The sequence below is a fragment of the Microbacterium sp. NPDC087589 genome (genome assembly GCF_044743635.1).
Taxonomy (GTDB): Bacteria; Actinomycetota; Actinomycetes; order Actinomycetales; family Microbacteriaceae; genus Microbacterium.
Map to the genome: position 1 here is coordinate 825,899 of NZ_JBIUWV010000001.1, position 18,618 is coordinate 844,516.

The window sequence follows — 18,618 nt, forward strand, 5'->3', positions numbered from 1 at the left end:
GCCAGCCTATGGCAAGCCCCCGGCCCGCCGTCTTACGGGGCCTGCTCCACCGGCGTGGTCGCGAGGATGTCGACGACGAAGACCAGAGTCTCGCCGGTCAGATCGGTGTCGTTGAGCTCGCCCTCACCGTAGCCGTCCTTCGGCGGCATGGCGACGACTACCTGAGACCCGACCTTCTGGCCCTCGAGGGCCATCTTGAACCCGGGGACCACTCCGCTGGTCGGGAACTGCGACGGAGCCGCATCGCGGCTCCAGCTGGAGTCGAACTCGGAGCCGTCCGACCACTTCACGCCGCGGTACTGCACCGTGACCAGGTCGCCCGCGCCGACGACGGCGCCGTCGCCCTCCTTGAGGACGGCCACCTCGGTCTCGGCGGGGGCATCGGAGTCGGGAATCGTGATCGTCGGCGAACCGGCGTCGTCGAGCTCGACGACGGGCATGCCATCGGTCGCATCGACGTCGGAACCGGTAGCCGTCGTGGGAAGCTGCTCGATCGTCTCGACGTAGAGGATGCTCGGGTTCATGCCCTCCTGCGCTGCGGGAAGGGTCAGGACGACGCTCGAGCCGATCGGAAGACACTCGGCCGCGACAGTGAAGACGGTGGACTGGGTCGGGTCGACGATCTGCTGCGGCTGCTGAACGGCGAGGAGAGCGGACAGCACCCCGTCGGGGCCGCGCTCCGAGGTGCTGAGCACCTCGTTGGTCGTGGCATCGATGAGCTGGTAGCGCAGCGAGACGAGGTCTCCGGGCATGACGTCATCGCCCTCACCCTCGACGACCACCGTCCGCTCGGCCTCGGCGAGATCCGTGCCCTCGGGCACGGAGACCTTGGCGTCTGCCCCGGATCCCTCGACGGACACGGCATCAGAGCCTGCGCCCGACGCGATGTCAGCGAGGCAGGAGCTCTCGGAGCCGGCATCGGGGGTGGCGGTGGACTCTGGGGCAGCCCCTCCGGAGCACCCGGCCAGCAGAAGAGTCGCCGCGGCGACGGTGGACAGGACGATAAGCGGACGCTTGCGCACAGTTGAACCTCAGGATCGCGGGCGGGAGACCCCATCATCTCGCACGCCCCTTTGCTGATGCTGTGAGGCGCGCGCGAGCGCTTCATTCCCACCCCGGCATGATTGCCGGGGTAATCTTCTCTGATGACGTCAGACCAGTCCGTGGAGCCCGAAACTTCGCCCGCAGAGACTGAGAAGCCTCGTCACGCCGGCATGGCCTATGCGCTCGGACGCAGCCTCATCACCCCGTTGGCGCGCACGATCTACCGGCCCCGCATCGAGGGCAGGGAGAACGTACCGAAGAACGGCGCGGTCATCTTCGCGAGCAATCATCTGTCGTTCATCGACTCGATCGCGATTCCGGTGGCTGCTCCACGACCCGTGCATTTTCTGGCGAAGTCCACCTATTTCGAGGGGACGGGGTTCACAGGCTGGCTCAGCAAGACGTTCTTCGAGTCCATCGGCGCGATCTCCGTGCGCCGTGGTGCGGGCAAGGCCGCCCTCGACGCCCTCGACGTGCAGCGCCAGCTGCTCGATGAAGGCCTCGCCGTCGCGCTCTACCCCGAGGGCACGCGTTCGACCGACGGGCGCCTGTACAAGGGACGCACGGGAGTGGCTTTCCTGGCACTGCAGACCGGAGCACCGGTGGTCCCGGTCGGATTGATCGGCACGGACAAGGTGATGCCGGTCGGCGCCAAGATGCCGACTCTGAAGGAACGCATCACGGTGCGTTTCGGTGAGCCGCTCGACCTCTCACCTCATGGCCCCGCCACGAGCGGTCGCGCCCGCAGACTCGCGACGGACGAGATCATGGCCGCGATCCATGCCCTTTCCGGTCAGGAGCTGGCCGATGCCTACAACGAGGCTCCCGCGCAGGGCACGATCGAGAAGATCAAGCAGGCGCTTCCCCACGAGCGCCGCTGACACGTAGCTGCCGTTCAGGCCGTCTCGGCCCGCACAGACGCCTCGTGCCGCACCGGGAAGTTCATCGAGTTCGCGATGAAGCACCATGCGTTGGCCTGCGCATGAGCGCGCTCGGCCGCGTCGATCATCGAGACATCGGCGACGACGACCTCCGGACGCAGCATGACCTCGACGAACGCACCGCCGCCCTTTCCGTCTTCTCGCATCATCCCCGAGGCCGAGTCCCGATAGGAGACGACGACGACGCCTGCGGTGACGCACGCGTGCAGGTAGGAGAGCAGGTGGCACTCGGAGAGCGAGGCGAGCAGCAGATCCTCGGGGTTCCACCTCGACGGATCACCGCGGAACGGCTTGTCGGCGGAGGCGAGGATGTCGGGCTTGCCTGCGACCTCGAGCGTGACGTCGCGACGATATTCGCGATAGCCGCTGGTACCGGTGCCGGTGTTGCCGGTCCAAGTGGAGCTGAGTGAATAGCGGTGCTCGCCGAGCGGCGCTGGTCGATCTGCCATGTCGACAGTCTGCCACTGGCACGCCCTCGTCGATCTCCATGGCTGGCACCGCGTGCACTCAACCAACGATATCCTTGGGAGGTGCTGGAGACTCTCACCGTTCAAGATGCCGTGGAACTTGCCGTCGTCGATCGGAGCGGGTTCGTCGAGTCCCGCCATGCGGGAGCGGCGGTGGTCCTCTCACCTGATGGCGATGTCGTCGCGCGCTACGGGAACGCGGATGCCCTGATCCTGCCTCGCTCGAGCCTCAAGCCGTTGCAGGCCGTGGCGTGCATCACAGCGGGAGCCGCTCTCGAGGACGAGCAGCTCGCCCTGTCCACCGCGAGTCACAGCGGCACCGACCGTCACGCCGCAGTGGTCCGCGACGTCCTCACCGAGGGCGGTCTCACGGAGGATCACCTGGGCTGCCCCCCGGCGTGGCCCGGTGATACGTCGGCCCGCGACGAGCTCGTACGCGAGCACGGTGCGCAGACCCGCATCCGCATGAACTGCTCCGGCAAGCATGCGGCGATGCTTCGCGCCTGCATCGCGACCGGCTGGCCCACCGACAGCTACCTCGATCCCGCCCACCCGCTCCAGATGCACATCCGCGATGTCATCGAGCGTCTGACCGGCGAGAAGGTCGCGCACACGGCGATCGACGGGTGCGGCGCCCCGGTCTACGCGATCACGCTGACGGGCCTCGCCCGCTCGATCCACCGGATCGGCACCGCCTCGGATCGCTCCCCCTTCGCCCTGCACCGGGTCGCCGGCTCCCTGGTGCGCGCCGTGCGCGAGCACCCGTGGACCATCGACGGCCCCGGCCGTCCTGACACCATCGCGATCGAGAAGCTCGGAGTGTTCGCGAAGGGCGGCGCAGAGGGAATCATGGTCATGGTCGCTCCGAACGGAACGACCGTCGCGCTGAAGATGCTCGACGGCGGCGCACGCGCATCGACCATCGTGGCCGCGACTCTGCTCGCACGCGCAGGCGGACTCACCGACGCCGAGGTCGCGACTCTCGCCGATGCTCTGCCACTCGAGGTGCTCGGTGGCGGCGCGGAGGTCGGAACCATCCGTCCAGGCAGCGGTATCTGACCACACGACGCACCGCACTGCTGATCACCTGGGTGCGAGGGGCGGGATGAGGACCCGACGAGGACCGGCGTCGCCGATCAGCGACCACGCACGTCCGGCATGCGGTCTCGCGTAGGGCGGGAGTTCGCGAACGCCGGCGAGCTGTCGTAGTTCAGTGGCGTTCTCTGCCCGGATGAGAGCCTCTCCCTCCCTCCGCACTCGCTGCCACAGCGGCCAGTTGCGTTGCCACGCATCCGCTTCGCCGAGCAGCAGCGTCGGACGCGTCGACGCCTGCAGGTCGCGTAGCTCCCCCGAAAGCGCCACGACGTCGCAGCCCGGAAAGGCGTCGGCCAGCGTCTCGGCGACCGTCGACACCCCCGCGGTGACGAGCGCCGTGAGAGAGGCACGCGGCGACCAACCGTGGTCGTCCCGATTCCGAGAGACACTGCGGCCAGGGGCCGACGAGCGCAGTCGCTCCTCGGGAACCCACACCAGCTGGACCTCGCGATCCCCCATCCGCATCCGCCCCGGCGGTCGGTCGCGATCGAAACCTGCGGAGTCCCCGCCTGCGGCGAGATGATCGACGCGGCTCGGCATCCTCAGCAGCCCCCGTTGTGGCAGCAGATCGAGAAGCCGCCCCAGGGGGCCCGCTGCTCTCGTCGCTGTGAGCGCGAAGGTGGTTCCGGACCCGTGCCGCAGGATCTGCTCCCAGAGCTGCGCGACATGCTGACCGTACTCGAGCGGCAACTCGCTGATCCTGACGTCGACATCGTCGCAGAGGACGAGCCCTGCGCCGCGTGCCCCGTCTGCGGCCAGCGCGACCACGGCGTCCCAGGCACGCTCCGGATCGGACGGTATCCAGATCGGGTCGGCATGCTGCTTCGCCAGCGCACGCAGAGCCGAGGTGCGCCCCGACCCGGGTCCCCCGAGCAACACGATTCCACGGTCGGAACCGATCGAGAGGACCTCGAGCGGCTGCCGCTGACGCTCCGGATCGTCAGCTCGCCCGAGGATGGCATCACCCTTCCGCGACTCGGGCTGAAGCGCGGCCAGCGGCAGCATCCGCGGAAGAACGGGCAGCCACGGGCTGTGCGGAATGTCGGCGTCGGCCCACCTCAACGTGACGGCTCTCAGATCGGCGGCGCCCGTCAACGCCACTCTCATCACCATCGGTTCAGCGTCCTGAGGACGACGGACCAGCGCCAGGCCCCTGGCCTCCACCCCGCCCGGAAGCTCAGCCGCCGCGTCGGTGCCGATGACTGCTCGGCTGTCTGCGGCGTCCGCGACACGCAGACTCACCCGGAGCGGGCAGTTGGCCGCCAGCGCGTCGCGAATCACGCCCGACGCACGTTGGGTTCCGAGGATCAGATGCATGCCGAGCGCTCTGCCCCTGGCCGCGATATCGGTGAACACAGCCCCGAGGTCGGCATGATCCTGAAGCAATGCCGCGAACTCGTCGACCACGATCACCAGCCTCGCCATTCCGATCTCCCGCACATCACGTGCACCGGCCTCCGCGAGGACGGACTCACGGCGGCGCAGCTCTGCGGTCAGGCTGGAGACTCCCCTGCGCGCGCCCTCTTCGTCGAGATCCGTGATGACAGCGGCCACCTGCGGGAGCATCCGAAGCGGTTCGAAGGCCGTGCCCCCTTTGAAGTCCGCCAGGACGAATGTCACTCGGTCCGGTCCGTGGCTGCTCGCCATGGCTGTCACCCAAGACACCAGCAGCTCGCTCTTGCCGCTGCCCGTCGTGCCCGTGACGATCGCGTGTGGCCCGTCGTCGACGATGTCGAGGAGCATGTCGGCGCGCTCGCCTCGGCCGATCACCGCCGCCAGCCCGATCTGCGACGAGGGCTGGCGCAGATCGCCGAGCGCGACCCCGGCCGGGAGCGACTCCAGCTCGTCGCCCTCGCTCGATCGCTCCTTTCCGATCGCGAACGCCTGATCGAGGGACATGCACTCGGCGGCGACCTCGATGATCCCCTGCGGCGTTCGCACGCTCGCGCGGTGCGGCTCGACGACGTCGACGACCGTCGTGATTCCCTCGGGGACGTCCTCGTCGCGGTCGAGCAACCAGATCACGGCATCAGCCGCCGGCCGAGAGTCCCCGCTTCGGGCCACCGCCAGACGAAACGCACCGCGCCGCGCGAAACGCGCCTGCGGGAGGCCCGCGATTCCCAGCTCATCGAGATGCGGGCCGACCACCGATATCTGAGAGGCACCGAATCTCAGACACAGCTGCACCACGAACGCTCTCGCGACAGCGGCGGCCACGGGGTGCGCACCCCGCAGTCCGACACCGCCGCTGAGCGGAACCGTGATCGGCACGTTCTCGAGCCTGGCGCATCGTGCCCGGAACTCGCGTTCGCGCTCCCCGTCACCTCCGGATGCGCGCACCGCACTGTTGCCGACACCGCTGCCGACGACGATCTCCGTGTCGGCATCCGGCGGTTCGAGGCCGCGCAAGGGCGGTTGCTCAAGGCCGGCTGCCGCATCAGGATGACGGTGCCATCGCATCTGGCGCTCATCGTCGTGGAGCCGTGACAGCTGGGCCTCAGCGAGCGACCACGCCGCCGCGCTCTCGGTCTCGGCGACCCGGAACGCTTTTCGCCGGGAGCGAGACCCGTCGATCAGCGACGCGAAGATCATCAGCGGTCCGAGAGCCGCGAAGCACAGCGAGAACAGCGAGCCGGTGACCATCCAGAGCACCACTCCGGCGCCCACCGGCACGAGCGCCGCGATGAACGGCGTGGGTGGCCTGCGCGCCGGCGCAGGGGCGGCAGGGATCGTTATCGGCAGAGAGTCCATGCCCTCAGTGGACCTCATGCGAGAGGCGCGGAGCGCGCCGTCCACAGGGATCGGACGTTATTCGGCGGAGTCGTCCGGTGTGGAGGAGGACTCGTCCGGAGAGGAGGACTCGTCCGGAGAGGAGGACTCGTCCGGAGAGGAGGACTCGTCTGCGATCTGCACGATGACGAGCGTCACGTTGTCACGGCCTCCGTTCTCCAACGCAGCCGCGAGCATCGCATCGACGGCAGCCGCGGGATCTGCGTTCTCACGGAGAAAGTGCTGGATGCCGTAGTCGGTCAGCTCTTTCGTCAACCCGTCCGAGCAGATCACGAATCGATCGCCCGGGCGGACATCGAGCGTCACGTAGTCGGGAGCAGTGAGCTCACTCGCTCCCACCGCTCGCGTGATCACGTTGCTGTACGGATGACCTTCGGCCTCTTCGGGGCTGATCTTGCCTGCTGCGATGAGCTCCTGAACGACAGAGTGATCGGTGGTGATCTGCACCAGACGCTCGTCTCTGAGAAGGTACACACGCGAGTCGCCGATGTTGAGCGAAGTCCAGTGCGGCTCGTCGCCCTCGAACTCGAGGAAGACGCCGGTGAGTGTGGTGCCGGTGCCTTCGTCCGTGGTCTCCGGATGGTCGGCGATATCGGCGACGGCCAGCTGGAGAGCTCCCTCGATGGATCCGCGATCGACCGCGCCCGCAGCGACGACGGCATCAAGTCGTCTGACCGTGCTCCTGCTCGCGATCTCGCCACCGGCGTGACCGCCCATGCCATCGGCGACGATGAACAGCGGGTAGTCCGCGAAGAACGCGTCCTGATTCGACTCACGGCGCCGACCGACATCGGTCACACCCGCCCAGGACAGCAGCAGCGTGCGCTGCGCAACCGTGACGCTGCGCGTCTTCGTCGTCGTCTCAGCCACTCGTCGCCTCCGAATTGCCTGCGGGTCGGGCTACCCCAGGACACTCACACATCGTAGTGGACGCTGCGACAGTCGCACTCGCACCCCCGACCGTCACGCGGCGTCCGGTGGCGCCGAAACGGGGCTGCGACATGACCATGCCTCCACGTTATCGTCTTCTGCCGCGGCCCTCCGACACCGGGCGATACCATCCCCGCACAGCACAGAGCCCCCGACCGAAGTCGAGGGCTCTGTGTCGAGTCAGATCAGGCCGGAGGATCCGTGGGATCCTTCGGCGGCGTCTGCGGAGCTGCCGGTGGCGCTGCAGGCGGAGCGGGCGGAGCCGTCGGAGGAGTGGACGGCGCAGCCGGCGGAACACCGGGAGCGGCCGGGGACGACGGTGCCGCGGGCGGAGCGTAGCCAGGCTGGGCAGGCTGGGCCGGCGGCGCGTAGCCGGGCTGAGCGGGCGGGGCGTATCCCTGGGGTGCAGGGGGCGCATAACCCTGCTGAGGCGCACCGTACCCCTGAGGAGCGCCGTAGCCGGGGCCTGCTGCCGGGCGCGGCTGCACGGGAACGCCGTCCCAGACGGTGGAGTCAGCGAGGAGCTTGTTCGTCACCCACGACGCGGGAACGATGTTCGGGTTCCAGCGGGACTTGTCGAACGCATTGATACCGAGCCACACCACCGGGAGGAAGAAGTACAGGATCACCCAGACCGCGTCCTTCTGCAGCTTGAGCCCGACCCGCCAAGCCGCGATCAGGTCGAGGATTCGGGCAGCGATTCCGACGAGCGGAAGGATGAGGAACCACCCGAGGAAAGGAATGATCGCGCCGAGGATTCCCGCCCCCACCAGATAAAGGAGCAGCCACGGACTCAGATCACCGAGCTTGTAGAAGATCATCGAGTTGTATACAGGCACCCACGCGCGCCATTTGCCCTGAACTCCTGCCTTCTCGAAGACCTTCATGTAGAACCATGAATAGATCGCGTAGATGGCCAGAGGCAAGACCGTGTAAAGCAGAATCAGAGCGACCAGTGCGCCGCCCGAGAGCCCGCCATAACCGTAGTAGTCGTCGTACATGATCCCTCCGGATCCGATGGTGCGACGCCGTGCGCGCCGCGTCACCCACCATAGCGGTGCGCCGATATTACGGGCAACGACCCACGCCGCGGGCTGTCACACCGCCAGATGCGGCTGTTCAGCCGGCGACAACGAGCTCCAGTACGCCGTCCACGGTCGACTTGCGCATCGCAATCGCGCGACTTTCTGCCCAGTTCCGCAGCACCCGTTCGGACCGGACCCGCGGACGGTCCTCTGCCAAAGCACGCACGAGCAGCCCCTTGGACTTCTTGTTGAAGTGGTTGAGAGCGCGCCCGTGTTCTGTGACGACCCGCACGTAGGAGGAGGACACCGCGTCCGGCACTGGGCCGAGCGCGACGTACGCCTCGCTCCGCAGATCGAGCACGAAGTCCGGGCCCTCCCCCGCTATCGCCTCGGTGGTCGCGTCAGCCCAGTGTCGGCGCAACGCGGGCAGACCCGGCAGCGAGGTCCCCGCCGCCAAGCGGTACGGCGGCAGGGGGTCGAGCGCGCCGATCGGACCGAGCGGGGCCGAGTGGATCCACACGTGCGCGCCGAGCCAGCGACGGGATGCAGGAGCGAGGCTGGTCGCATCGAGCCCGTCGTACAGAACGCCTGTATAGCGATCCACCGCCGGCATGGTCGCCGCCGAGAGCAGCATCCGATTGTGACCGACATCGCCGGCCTGCTTCGGACTGAGCTTCAACACCCTCCGCGCGTGCTCCTCGTCTCCCGCCAGCTCGATGAGCGCATCGATCACCTCGTGACGCTTCACGCCGAGGCTCGGAAGCGCGAGCGCGCTCACATCGAGAGGTGCACCGTTCCCCCCTGGTCGCTTCGTCTCTGACGGCGGCAGCAGAATCTTCATGAAACCTCGGTGATACAGACGCGTCCGCCCCGACCCCAGAGGGGCCGAGGCGGACGCGATGAACTGAACTGCTCAGGCGATGAGAGCCGCGTTGCCTGCCACGATCGTCAGGACGTCGCTCTCCATCGAGAGGAATCCGTCCTGTGCGTTGGCGAGCACCTTGGTGCCATCCGTCTGCGTGATCCGCACCTCGCCCTGAGCGAGGATCGCCAGGACCGGCTCGTGGCCGGCCATGAATCCGATCTCGCCCTCGACGGTCTTGGCGACCACGAGGCTCGCCTCTCCCGTCCAGACCTCCGCATCCGCGGAGACGAGGCTGACATGCAATGCCATGATCAGCCGTTCTCCTTCTGGATCTTCGCCCACTGCTCTTCGACGTCGGAGATGCCACCGACGTTGAAGAAGGCCTGCTCGGCGACGTGGTCGAAGTCACCGCGGGTGATCGCATCGAAGGACTCGATGGTCTCCTTGAGCGGGACGGTCGAACCCTCCACACCGGTGAACTTCTTGGCCATGTAGGTGTTCTGCGAGAGGAACTGCTGGATGCGACGTGCACGCGACACGACGATCTTGTCCTCTTCGGAGAGCTCGTCGACACCGAGGATGGCGATGATCTCCTGCAGTTCCTTGTTCTTCTGGAGGATCTGCTTGACCGTGGTGGCGACGCGGTAGTGGTCCTCGCCCAAGTAGCGGGGGTCCATGATTCGCGACGTCGAGGTCAGCGGGTCGATGGCCGGGTACAGACCCTTCGATGCGATCTCACGCGAGAGCTCCGTGGTGGCGTCGAGGTGGGCGAACGTGGTCGCCGGAGCCGGGTCGGTGTAGTCGTCGGCCGGGACGTAAATCGCCTGCAGCGAGGTGATCGAGTGGCCACGGGTCGAGGTGATGCGCTCCTGGAGCACACCCATCTCGTCGGCGAGGTTCGGCTGGTAACCCACGGCAGACGGCATGCGGCCGAGCAGCGTGGAGACCTCGGAACCGGCCTGCGTGAAGCGGAAGATGTTGTCGATGAAGAGCAGCACGTCCTGCTTCTGCACGTCACGGAAGTACTCCGCCATCGTCAGAGCCGAGAGGGCGACGCGCAGACGCGTTCCCGGCGGCTCGTCCATCTGGCCGAAGACGAGGGCCGTCTTGTCGAAGACTCCCGCCTCTTCCATCTCGTGGATCAGGTCGTTGCCCTCACGGGTGCGCTCGCCGACACCGGCGAACACCGACACGCCACCGTGGTCCTGCGCGACGCGCTGGATCATCTCCTGGATGAGGACGGTCTTTCCGACACCGGCTCCACCGAACAGACCGATCTTTCCACCCAGCACGTAGGGGGTCAGGAGGTCGATCGACTTGATGCCGGTCTCGAACATGGTCGTCTTCGACTCGAGCTGGTCGAAGTTCGGAGCCTTGCGGTGGATGGGCCACCGCTCGGTGACCTCGATGGTCTCGCCGGGCTCGAGGTTCAGGACCTCGCCGATCACGTTGAAGACCTTGCCCTTGGTGACGTCGCCGACGGGGACCGAGATGGCCTCGCCGGTGTCGCGCACTTCCTGGCCGCGCACGATGCCGTCGGTCGGCTTCAGAGCGATGGCACGAACGAGGTCGTCGCCGAGGTGCTGAGCGACCTCGAGGGTGATCTCGACCGAGGAGTCGCCGATCACGATCGTGGTCTTGAGTGCGTTGTAGATGTCGGGGATCGAGTCGTGCGGGAACTCGATGTCGACAACCGGACCGTTGACGCGTGCGACGCGCCCGACGACCGCGGTCGCCGGCTGGTCAGCCGTAGCGGTGGGGGTCATTTTCGTCTCTCTCCTGATGGTCTATTTGCTCGATGAGAGCGCGTCGGCGCCGCCGACGATCTCTGCGATCTGCTGCGTGATCTCCGCCTGACGCGCGTTGTTGCGCAGACGGGTGTAGTCGGTGATGAGCTTGTCGGCGTTGTCGCTGGCGGACTTCATCGCCTTCTGCGTCGCGGCCTGCTTCGCGGCAGACGACTGCAGAAGCGCGTTGAAGACGCGGCTCTGGATGTACACCGGCAGGATCGCGTCAAGAACGGTCTCGGCGTCCGGCTCGAACTCGTACAGCGGGTAGACGGCGTTGCCTGCCTCCGAGTCGTCGGCTTCCGCGATCTCCAACGGAAGCAGACGCACGGACTCGGGCGACTGCGTCATCATGCTGACGAAGCGGTTGTACACGAGGTGGATCTCATCGACGCCGCCGTCGTCTGCACCGCGCCCGAAGTCCTCGAGCAGCTTCGCCGAGATCTCCTCTGCGGTGTGGAACGACGGAGTGTCCGTGTCGCCGGTCCACTCCGCGGCCGCCGCGATGCGACGGAACTGGAAGTACCCGACGGCCTTGCGACCGACGAGGTAGAACACCGGCTCCTTGCCCTGCTCACGCAGGAGCTCCGCCACCTCGAGGCCCTCACGGAGGATCTGCGAGTTGAAGGCTCCGGCAAGACCGCGGTCCGAGGAGAAGATCACGACCGCAGAGCGGCGGATCGTCTCGGGCTCGCGAGTGAGCGGGTGGTCGACGTTCGAGTGCGTCGCGACGGCGGACACGGCCCTCGTCACGGCCCGCGCGAAGGGACTGGACGCTTTGACACGTCCCATCGCCTTCTGGATGCGCGAAGCCGCGATGAGTTCCATCGCCTTCGTGATCTTCTTGGTCGTCTGAGCAGAGCTGATCTTCTGCTTGTAGACCCTGAGTTGAGCGCCCATGAATTCAGTTCCTCACGCGGTTACGCGCGACGACCCTTGACGATCTTCTCCTGGTTGACGTCCTCAGCCTCTGCTGCAGCGTGCTCCTCGTGGCCGGGAGCGCCGATGGCGTGTCCCTTGCCACCCTGGAACTCCAGGATGAAGGCGTCAGTGTGCTTCTCGAGCTCGGCGACGGTGTCGTCGTCGAGGACGTTGGTGTCGCGCAGCGTCTCGAGAACCTTCGTGTTGCGACGAAGGTAGTCGAGCAGCTCGCGCTCGAAGCGCAGGACATCGGAGACCTCGAGGGTGTCGAGCTTTCCCTTCGTTCCGGCCCAGATCGAGACGACCTGCTCCTCGACGGGGTACGGCGAGTACTGAGGCTGCTTGAGCAGCTCGGTCAGACGCGCACCACGGGAGAGCTGACGACGCGAAGCCGCGTCGAGGTCGGACGCGAACATCGCGAACGCCTCGAGAGAGCGGTACTGCGCGAGTTCGAGCTTCAGGGTTCCGGAGACCTTCTTGATCGACTTCACCTGAGCGTCACCGCCGACTCGCGAGACCGAGATACCCACGTCGACCGCCGGACGCTGGTTGGCGTTGAACAGGTCGGACTGGAGGAAGATCTGGCCGTCGGTGATCGAGATCACGTTGGTCGGAATGTAGGCCGAGACGTCGTTCGCCTTGGTCTCGATGATCGGAAGACCGGTCATCGAGCCTGCGCCGAGCTCGTCGGACAGCTTGGCGCAACGCTCGAGAAGACGCGAGTGCAGGTAGAAGACGTCGCCGGGGTACGCCTCGCGGCCCGGCGGACGGCGCAGGAGGAGCGATACGGCACGGTAGGCCTCAGCCTGCTTCGACAGGTCGTCGAAGATGATGAGGACGTGCTTGCCGCCGTACATCCAGTGCTGGCCGATGGCCGAACCGGTGTACGGGGCGAGGTACTTGAAACCGGCGGGGTCGGATGCCGGAGCGGCCACGATCGTGGTGTACTCCAGGGCGCCGGCCTCTTCGAGCGCGCCCTTCACCGAAGCGATGGTCGAGCCCTTCTGACCGATAGCGACGTAGATGCAGCGAACCTGCTTGTTGACGTCGCCCGACTCCCAGTTGTCCTTCTGGTTGATGATCGTGTCGATAGCGATCGCCGTCTTGCCGGTCTGGCGGTCACCGATGATCAGCTGACGCTGACCACGGCCGACGGGGATCATCGCGTCGATGGCCTTGATGCCGGTCTGCATCGGCTCGTGGACGGACTTGCGCTGCATGACACCGGGAGCCTGGAGCTCGAGCTCGCGCACACCATCGGTGGCGATGGACCCGAGGCCATCGATCGGGTTGCCCAGCGGGTCGACCACTCGGCCGAGGTAGCCGTCGCCGACGGGAACGGAGAGGACCTCACCCGTGCGGGTGACTTCCTGGCCGGCCTCGACGCCGGTGAACTCGCCGAGCACGACGACACCGATCTGGTGCTCATCGAGGTTGAGCGCGAGTCCCTTGGTGCCGTCTGCGAATGTGACGAGCTCATTCGCCATCACGCCGGGAAGTCCCTCGACGTGCGCGATGCCGTCTGCCGCGTCGATGACGGTGCCGACCTCGGTCGCCGCGGCCCCAGTGGGCTCGTATGCTGCGGCGAAGTCCTTCAGCGCGTCACGGATGACGTCGGGGCTGATCGATAGTTCTGCCATTGTCTTCCCTTTGTATCTGGGTGCGCGGTTCCCCGCGCGAAGTCGTGTTAGCCGGCGAGCTTCTGGCGAAGATCGGCGAGACGGGCGGAGATGCTGCCGTCGATGACGTCATCGGCGATCTGCACGCGCAGGCCTCCGACGACGGCGGGGTCTGAGACCTCGTTGATCGAGATCTTGCCGTCGTAGCGACGCGAGAGTGCGTCGCTGAGACGAGTGCGCTGTGCATCGGTGAGCGGCTTGGCGGTGTGCACCGTCGCCACCACGCGGTCGCCCTGATCTGCGACGACCCGCGTTGCCCGACCGAGCATCTGACGGACGCGGCGATCGCGAGGCTGGCGGACCAACGACGAGACGATCACAGCGGTCGCGTCGCTGACGCCACCTGCGAGCAGCTTGTCGACGAGTGCGCCCTTGGCGTCCTCTCCCCCGAGGCGGCTCCCGAGCGCGAGCTCGAGTTCCGCGTTCGCGGCGATCACGCGGGTGAAGCCGAACAGCTCCCCCGCGATGTCAGCCTGGGGCGCGGCGATCGCGGCAGCCCGGATGGCGAGCTCCTCGATGCCGTCCACGAGCTGCGAGGCCGACGACCAGCGCTCGGCGACGACGGTCTTCAGGACGCTCTGGGCATCCTGAGAGAAACCGCCGAACACCGCTGCGACGACGTTCTGTCGCGCCTCGACCGGAGCCGAAACGTCGGCGAGCGCGCCGCTCAAATGAGACGACTCCGCCACGGCACGTGCGGCTGCGAACAGCTCCCGTGCCGTGTCGAGAGTGACGTCCTTCGCTGCGGCAAGCGCCTGGGTGGATGCCGCGAGTGCCTGAGTGGTCGCGCTGCCCATTACTGAGCCGCCTTCTCGGATGCTTCGAGGTCTGCGAGGAAGCGGTCGACCACTGCGGTCGCACGTGCATCGTCGGAGAGCGTCTCGCCGACGACGCCACCGGCGAGGTCGATGGCGAGGGAGCCCACCTCGCTGCGCAGGGAGACGAGAGCGGTCTGACGCTCGGCCTCGATCTGCGTGTGCGCGGTCGCGGTGATGCGAGCAGCCTCGCTCGACGCGGCGTCCTTGGCTTCGGCGACGATCTTCTTGCCGTCCTCACGGGCGGCCTCGCGGATCTCACCGGCCTCGGTGCGTGCCTCGGCGAGCTGCCGGGTGTACTCCTCGAGCGCGGCCTCAGCCTGCTTCTGTGCTTCGTCAGCCTTGGCGATGTTGCCCTCGATGGCGGCGGACCGCTTGTCGAGCATCGCCGTGAACTTCGGAAGGGCGACCTTCCACACGACGACGAGGATGACGAGGAACCACAGACCCGACCAGATGATGTCGTACCACGCGGGGATCAGCGGGTTAGGCGTTTCTCCCTCAGCCGCGAGGTTCGTGACAAGAGCGTTCAGCATCCTGTCTCCTTCAGAAGTCGGTAGAGATTACGGGAAGGGGATGAATCCGACGGCGATGCCGACGAATGCAAGCGCCTCGGTGAAGGCGATACCGATCCACATGAGGACCTGAAGGCGACCGGCCAGCTCGGGCTGACGGGCGACGCCCTCGATGGTCTTGCCGACGACGATGCCCACGCCGATGGCCGGACCGATCGCTGCGAGGCCGTAGCCGACCGATGCGAGGTGACCGTTGATGTCTGCGAGAACCGTAGTAGCGTCCACGGGTTTTTCCTTTCGTTGGGTGGGACGGCAGTTGCCGACCCGCTCAGTGCTCTTCTGCGACCGCGAGCTGGATGTAGACCGCGGTGAGGACGGTGAAGACGTATGCCTGGAGAACGGCGACCAGGATCTCGAAGAGAGTGAAGGCGCCGCCGAAGGCGAGGGTTCCGACACCGAGAGCGGCCCAGCCGCCACCTGCGGTGAAGAAGAAGAACTGGGTGGCCGCGAAGCACAGCACCAGGAGCATGTGGCCGACGACCATGTTCATCAGGAGTCGGAGCATCAGTGTGACTGGCCGGATGATGAACGTCGAGAGGAACTCGATCGGCGTCACGATGATGTAGACCGGCCACGGAACTCCGGCCGGGAACAGGGCGTTCTTGAAGAAGCCGAGCGGGCTCTTCTTGATACCCGCGTAGATGAACGTGAAGTAGCTCACGAGGGCGAGCGTCAGCGGCACGGCCGCGATGCTCGTGCCGGCGATGTTCAGGAACGGGATGATTCCCGTGATGTTCATGAACAGCACCATGAAGAAGATCGTCGTGAGGATCGGCAGGAATCGGTTGCCGTCCTTGCGTCCGAGCAGATCGTGCGCGATGTTGGTGCGGACGAAGTCCAGACCCATCTCGACGACGCTCTGGAAGCGGCCGGGGACGACCTTCATGCGACGGGTTCCGAGAACCAGGAGCAGAACCACCACCACGACGGCGAGGAACTGCACGAGGTGGATCCGGTGAACGGGAATGACCCCGAACGCGTCGAAGAGGATCTCCGGGAAGAACTCGTCGATCGAAGGTCCGTGGAACTCGCCGTCAGTGGCGAGCTTGGGCATCAGGGTCGCAGCAAGATTGAACAGCGCGGGCTCCAGCTTCGGGGCACCGGTCAGAACCGGGGCGACGATGGTCGGTGTGCTTCAAGCGCAAGCGCTCGCGAACGAGCGGCGGGCACGTGACAACACTATCAGAATCTGAGGGTGTCCTAAGACCGCGCGGCCTCTTCTGCCGGCCCGTCTTCGTCGCGGGACTCGGGGATCAGGTTGTGCCGCCCCGGGGCGCGATCCTCGGGCACGACGGTGGGCAGCTGCACGCCGGGGGCGTAGTCGCTCGGCGCCTCGGAGGGAAGGGACGCGTCACTCACGTTGGGCAGTCGCATCCGCGTGAGCACGATCACGTCGATCACCAGTGACACGATCACACCGGCGACGATCGAGAGGAAGAAGACCATGGGGTTCAACCACGGCTGACCGGCCAGGAGGATCATCACGACGAGGAAGACACCGAGCTTCAGCAGCCAGCCCCCCAGCACGATCGCGAAGAAGAGCTGCACGTAGAGCGGGTCCCCGAACCAGCGGTTGGCGATCAGGATGCTCAGGGCCGTGATGCCGAGGAACAGCATGGCGAGCACGACACCGAGCAGACCGCTCACGAGGCCCTCTCCCCCGCCGACGAGGAGACCGATCACCCCGGCGACGATCGCGAGGATCACCATCGAGAGGGCGGACCAGAGCAGCGTCCTCCGCAGGATCGGGTTGCTGGAAACGGGGCTCGGGCTCACGGGGACTCCACGGGTGTCGGGTCGGGCTCAGCAGACGCCGCGGGCTTCCGTCGGCGCAGAGGGTTCAGGGTGATGACGAGGCATGCGGCGATTCCCACGAGGCCGAACACGACTCCGGGGATGTACTGTCCAGGCCAGTCCTCGCGGGCACCCACGTACATGAGGAGGACGGCGAGGGAGATGACCGCCGTCCAGGCGTAGAAGATCAGCACGGCGTCGCGGTCGCGATGGCCGAGGTCGAGCATGCGGTGGTGAAGGTGCTTGCGATCGGGCGAGAACGGTGACTTGCCGGCGTTCATGCGGCGCAGGACCGCCAGGCCGAAATCGAGCAGCGGCAGCAGCACCACCAGCAGCGGCAGCAGGATCGGGATGAACGCTCCGAGGAGCTGCGATCGACCGAGGCGCTCCGGGTCGAGGGCGGAGGGCTCGAGCTGACCCGTGACCGCGATCGCGGACGTCGCCATCAGCAGGCCGAGGACCAACGCCCCGGAGTCGCCCATGAAGAGCTTGGCCGGACTCCAGTTGAAGGGCAGGAACCCGAGGCATGCGCCGATCAGCACGGCCGCCAGGAACGAAGCGAGGTTGAAGTAGCTGGATGCACCCGTGTCACGCGTCAGGATGTAGGAGTACGCGAAGAAGACCCCGTTGGCGATCAGGCACACGCCGGCGACGAGTCCGTCGAGGCCATCGATGAAGTTGACCGCGTTCATCACGATGACGATCGCGAACATCGTGATGGTGATGCTCAGCCAGCTCGAGAACACGATCAGATCGCCGAACGGCAGCGAGAGGATCTGCAGCCCGCCGCCCACGGTGATGATCCCGGCCGCGAGGAATTGCGCGCCGAGCTTGATCATCCAGTCGAGATCCCACAGGTCGTCCACGACGCCGATGACGGCGATCAGCAGCGACGCGGCGAGGATCGACCACATCGTCTGGGGCGGCATCCACATGGTGGCGAAGAACGGGTTCGCGGCGGAGAAACCGATCGCGGCGGAGATGCCGAGGAAGATGGCCACCCCGCCGAGACGCGGGGTAGGAGTGGTGTGCACATCCCGCTCGCGGATGGTCGGGTAGAGCTTGAACCGCAGGCTCAGCTTCCAGACCGCCCAGGTCAACGCGAACGTGATCGCGGCGGTCAGGATGATCGTGAAGAGGTACTGCTTCACGAATCCCCATCCGATTCCGGAGCCTGCGCCTCGGGCTCGAGCAGGTCGCCGAGCACCTCCTCCAGCCGCTCACGGCTGACCGCGCCGACTCGGAGGATGCGCACGCCGCCCGTGGTGGGCTCAGCGCCGCGGGGCACCAGCGAGGTCGCGTCGACGATCGTCGATGCGATCCCATCACGGCTGATGCCGTCTGCGAGGTAGACAGAGACGCTGTCTCCGAGCATCCGCTCGGCATCGAGCGCGGAGATCGCCGACTCGCGACCGGTGAGGTTGGCGCTCGACACTGCCAGAGGACCCGTCTCGGCGAGCAGCTCGAGAGCGACGCGTCCTTCGGGCATCCTGACGGCGACTGTGCCCTCCGTGTCGCCCAGGTCCCAGACGAGGGACGGCTGCGCGGGGAGGACGATGGTCAGCCCACCGGGCCAGAACGCGTCGACGAGACGCTGGACGGGCTCCGGCACCGACTCCGCGAGCGCGTGCAGAGTCTCCTTCGTGCCGATGAGCACGGGCGGGGGCTGGTTGCGACCTCGCCCCTTGGCGTCGAGGAGACGTTGCACCGCTGCCGGCGAGAAGGCATCGGCAGCGACGCCGTAGACCGTGTCGGTGGGCATGACGATGAGTTCGCCGCGACTGATCGCCTGGCGGGCGTGGCGCATACCGGCGAGGAGCTGGGCCTCATCGCCGCAATCGAAGATGGAGGACATGACGATCCGATTCTAGTTGGGGATGCCTGTGCGGT

19 protein-coding genes are annotated in these 18,618 nt (G+C 66.7%); 2 read left to right on the forward strand and 17 right to left on the reverse strand.

Translation table 11 applies throughout. The features are described 5' to 3' along the window. Nucleotides 1-32 precede the first annotated feature (32 nt). Complete coding sequence (locus ACIOU8_RS04150; RefSeq protein WP_400786102.1) at nucleotides 33-1,022, reverse strand: FKBP-type peptidyl-prolyl cis-trans isomerase; 990 nt, start codon at nucleotides 1,020-1,022, stop codon at nucleotides 33-35. 123 nt (nucleotides 1,023-1,145) lie between these two features. On the opposite strand from ACIOU8_RS04150, the gene ACIOU8_RS04155 reads away from it, so the two are divergent. Beyond that, a complete protein-coding gene (locus ACIOU8_RS04155) occupies nucleotides 1,146-1,925 on the forward strand; it encodes a lysophospholipid acyltransferase family protein (protein WP_400786104.1) in 780 nt (259 codons plus the stop codon). A 14-nt stretch (nucleotides 1,926-1,939) separates the two neighbouring features. Here ACIOU8_RS04155 and ACIOU8_RS04160 read toward each other — a convergent pair whose 3' ends face one another. Beyond that, nucleotides 1,940-2,434 carry an OsmC family protein gene (locus tag ACIOU8_RS04160; protein ID WP_400786106.1) on the reverse strand — a complete coding sequence of 165 codons (495 nt, stop codon included), beginning with the start codon at nucleotides 2,432-2,434 and terminating at the stop codon, nucleotides 1,940-1,942. A gap of 81 nt (nucleotides 2,435-2,515) precedes the next feature. On the opposite strand from ACIOU8_RS04160, the gene ACIOU8_RS04165 reads away from it, so the two are divergent. Next, on the forward strand, nucleotides 2,516-3,511 hold the full coding sequence (locus tag ACIOU8_RS04165; protein ID WP_400786109.1) for an asparaginase: 996 nt from the start codon (nucleotides 2,516-2,518) through the stop codon (nucleotides 3,509-3,511). A gap of 24 nt (nucleotides 3,512-3,535) precedes the next feature. Here the strand turns inward: ACIOU8_RS04165 and ACIOU8_RS04170 are convergent, their stop codons facing one another. The 15 genes from ACIOU8_RS04170 to ACIOU8_RS04240 all read right to left on the reverse strand — a co-directional run bounded on the left by ACIOU8_RS04170 (nucleotide 3,536) and on the right by ACIOU8_RS04240 (nucleotide 18,583). Then, nucleotides 3,536-6,298: an FtsK/SpoIIIE domain-containing protein gene (locus ACIOU8_RS04170; protein WP_400786111.1), complete on the reverse strand. Its 2,763-nt coding sequence runs from the start codon at nucleotides 6,296-6,298 to the stop codon at nucleotides 3,536-3,538. Nucleotides 6,299-6,355: 57 nt separating this feature from the next. Beyond that, nucleotides 6,356-7,207 carry a PP2C family protein-serine/threonine phosphatase gene (locus ACIOU8_RS04175; protein WP_400786113.1) on the reverse strand — a complete coding sequence of 284 codons (852 nt, stop codon included), beginning with the start codon at nucleotides 7,205-7,207 and terminating at the stop codon, nucleotides 6,356-6,358. Nucleotides 7,208-7,452: 245 nt separating this feature from the next. Next, complete coding sequence (locus ACIOU8_RS04180; protein ID WP_400786116.1) at nucleotides 7,453-8,313, reverse strand: large exoprotein; 861 nt, start codon at nucleotides 8,311-8,313, stop codon at nucleotides 7,453-7,455. 73 nt (nucleotides 8,314-8,386) lie between these two features. Continuing rightward, nucleotides 8,387-9,133: a YaaA family protein gene (locus ACIOU8_RS04185; protein WP_400786118.1), complete on the reverse strand. Its 747-nt coding sequence runs from the start codon at nucleotides 9,131-9,133 to the stop codon at nucleotides 8,387-8,389. Between the two features lie 72 nt (nucleotides 9,134-9,205). Further along, nucleotides 9,206-9,466, reverse strand: a complete 261-nt coding sequence (locus ACIOU8_RS04190) for a F0F1 ATP synthase subunit epsilon (protein WP_053095764.1) — start codon at nucleotides 9,464-9,466, stop codon at nucleotides 9,206-9,208. Nucleotides 9,467-9,468: 2 nt separating this feature from the next. After that, the gene (gene atpD / locus ACIOU8_RS04195) at nucleotides 9,469-10,923 is read right to left on the reverse strand and encodes a F0F1 ATP synthase subunit beta (RefSeq protein ID WP_042541846.1); all 1,455 of its coding nucleotides are present in this window, start codon (nucleotides 10,921-10,923) and stop codon (nucleotides 9,469-9,471) included. A gap of 21 nt (nucleotides 10,924-10,944) precedes the next feature. Then, nucleotides 10,945-11,844 carry a F0F1 ATP synthase subunit gamma gene (locus ACIOU8_RS04200; RefSeq protein WP_400786121.1) on the reverse strand — a complete coding sequence of 300 codons (900 nt, stop codon included), beginning with the start codon at nucleotides 11,842-11,844 and terminating at the stop codon, nucleotides 10,945-10,947. Nucleotides 11,845-11,864: 20 nt separating this feature from the next. Continuing rightward, entirely contained in the window at nucleotides 11,865-13,505 is a 1,641-nt protein-coding gene (gene atpA, locus ACIOU8_RS04205) for a F0F1 ATP synthase subunit alpha (RefSeq protein ID WP_400786124.1), read from the reverse strand. Nucleotides 13,506-13,552: 47 nt separating this feature from the next. Next, complete coding sequence (locus ACIOU8_RS04210) at nucleotides 13,553-14,341, reverse strand: F0F1 ATP synthase subunit delta (RefSeq protein ID WP_400786127.1); 789 nt, start codon at nucleotides 14,339-14,341, stop codon at nucleotides 13,553-13,555. Continuing rightward, nucleotides 14,341-14,895, reverse strand: a complete 555-nt coding sequence (locus ACIOU8_RS04215; RefSeq protein WP_311257589.1) for a F0F1 ATP synthase subunit B — start codon at nucleotides 14,893-14,895, stop codon at nucleotides 14,341-14,343. Before ACIOU8_RS04215 ends, ACIOU8_RS04210 begins: the two co-directional genes overlap by 1 nt. A 27-nt stretch (nucleotides 14,896-14,922) precedes the next feature. Beyond that, entirely contained in the window at nucleotides 14,923-15,159 is a 237-nt protein-coding gene (gene atpE / locus ACIOU8_RS04220; protein ID WP_042541851.1) for an ATP synthase F0 subunit C, read from the reverse strand. Between the two features lie 43 nt (nucleotides 15,160-15,202). Continuing rightward, the gene (gene atpB, locus ACIOU8_RS04225; protein ID WP_400786130.1) at nucleotides 15,203-15,988 is read right to left on the reverse strand and encodes a F0F1 ATP synthase subunit A; all 786 of its coding nucleotides are present in this window, start codon (nucleotides 15,986-15,988) and stop codon (nucleotides 15,203-15,205) included. 146 nt (nucleotides 15,989-16,134) lie between these two features. Continuing rightward, nucleotides 16,135-16,710, reverse strand: a complete 576-nt coding sequence (locus ACIOU8_RS04230; RefSeq protein WP_400786133.1) for a hypothetical protein — start codon at nucleotides 16,708-16,710, stop codon at nucleotides 16,135-16,137. Continuing rightward, the gene (locus ACIOU8_RS04235) at nucleotides 16,707-17,879 is read right to left on the reverse strand and encodes an MraY family glycosyltransferase (RefSeq protein ID WP_400786135.1); all 1,173 of its coding nucleotides are present in this window, start codon (nucleotides 17,877-17,879) and stop codon (nucleotides 16,707-16,709) included. The genes ACIOU8_RS04230 and ACIOU8_RS04235 overlap by 4 nt, the downstream gene beginning before the upstream one ends. After that, complete coding sequence (locus ACIOU8_RS04240; protein ID WP_400786137.1) at nucleotides 17,876-18,583, reverse strand: L-threonylcarbamoyladenylate synthase; 708 nt, start codon at nucleotides 18,581-18,583, stop codon at nucleotides 17,876-17,878. The genes ACIOU8_RS04235 and ACIOU8_RS04240 overlap by 4 nt, the downstream gene beginning before the upstream one ends. Between the last annotated feature and the right edge of the window lie 35 nt (nucleotides 18,584-18,618).

Excerpts from the sequence above, each read along its gene's own strand:
- atpA (WP_400786124.1), bottom strand. The coding sequence starts at position 13,505 with ATGGCAGAACTATCGATCAGCCCCGACGTCATCCGTGACGCGCTGAAG.
- ACIOU8_RS04240 (WP_400786137.1), bottom strand. The coding sequence starts at position 18,583 with ATGTCCTCCATCTTCGATTGCGGCGATGAGGCCCAGCTCCTCGCCGGT.
- ACIOU8_RS04170 (WP_400786111.1), bottom strand. The coding sequence starts at position 6,298 with ATGGACTCTCTGCCGATAACGATCCCTGCCGCCCCTGCGCCGGCGCGC.
- ACIOU8_RS04190 (WP_053095764.1), bottom strand. The coding sequence starts at position 9,466 with ATGGCATTGCATGTCAGCCTCGTCTCCGCGGATGCGGAGGTCTGGACG.
- ACIOU8_RS04185 (WP_400786118.1), bottom strand. The coding sequence starts at position 9,133 with ATGAAGATTCTGCTGCCGCCGTCAGAGACGAAGCGACCAGGGGGGAAC.
- ACIOU8_RS04200 (WP_400786121.1), bottom strand. The coding sequence starts at position 11,844 with ATGGGCGCTCAACTCAGGGTCTACAAGCAGAAGATCAGCTCTGCTCAG.
- ACIOU8_RS04160 (WP_400786106.1), bottom strand. The coding sequence starts at position 2,434 with ATGGCAGATCGACCAGCGCCGCTCGGCGAGCACCGCTATTCACTCAGC.
- ACIOU8_RS04155 (WP_400786104.1), top strand. The coding sequence starts at position 1,146 with ATGACGTCAGACCAGTCCGTGGAGCCCGAAACTTCGCCCGCAGAGACT.
- atpD (WP_042541846.1), bottom strand. The coding sequence starts at position 10,923 with ATGACCCCCACCGCTACGGCTGACCAGCCGGCGACCGCGGTCGTCGGG.
- ACIOU8_RS04210 (WP_400786127.1), bottom strand. The coding sequence starts at position 14,341 with ATGGGCAGCGCGACCACTCAGGCACTCGCGGCATCCACCCAGGCGCTT.
- atpB (WP_400786130.1), bottom strand. The coding sequence starts at position 15,988 with ATGCCCAAGCTCGCCACTGACGGCGAGTTCCACGGACCTTCGATCGAC.
- ACIOU8_RS04215 (WP_311257589.1), bottom strand. The coding sequence starts at position 14,895 with ATGCTGAACGCTCTTGTCACGAACCTCGCGGCTGAGGGAGAAACGCCT.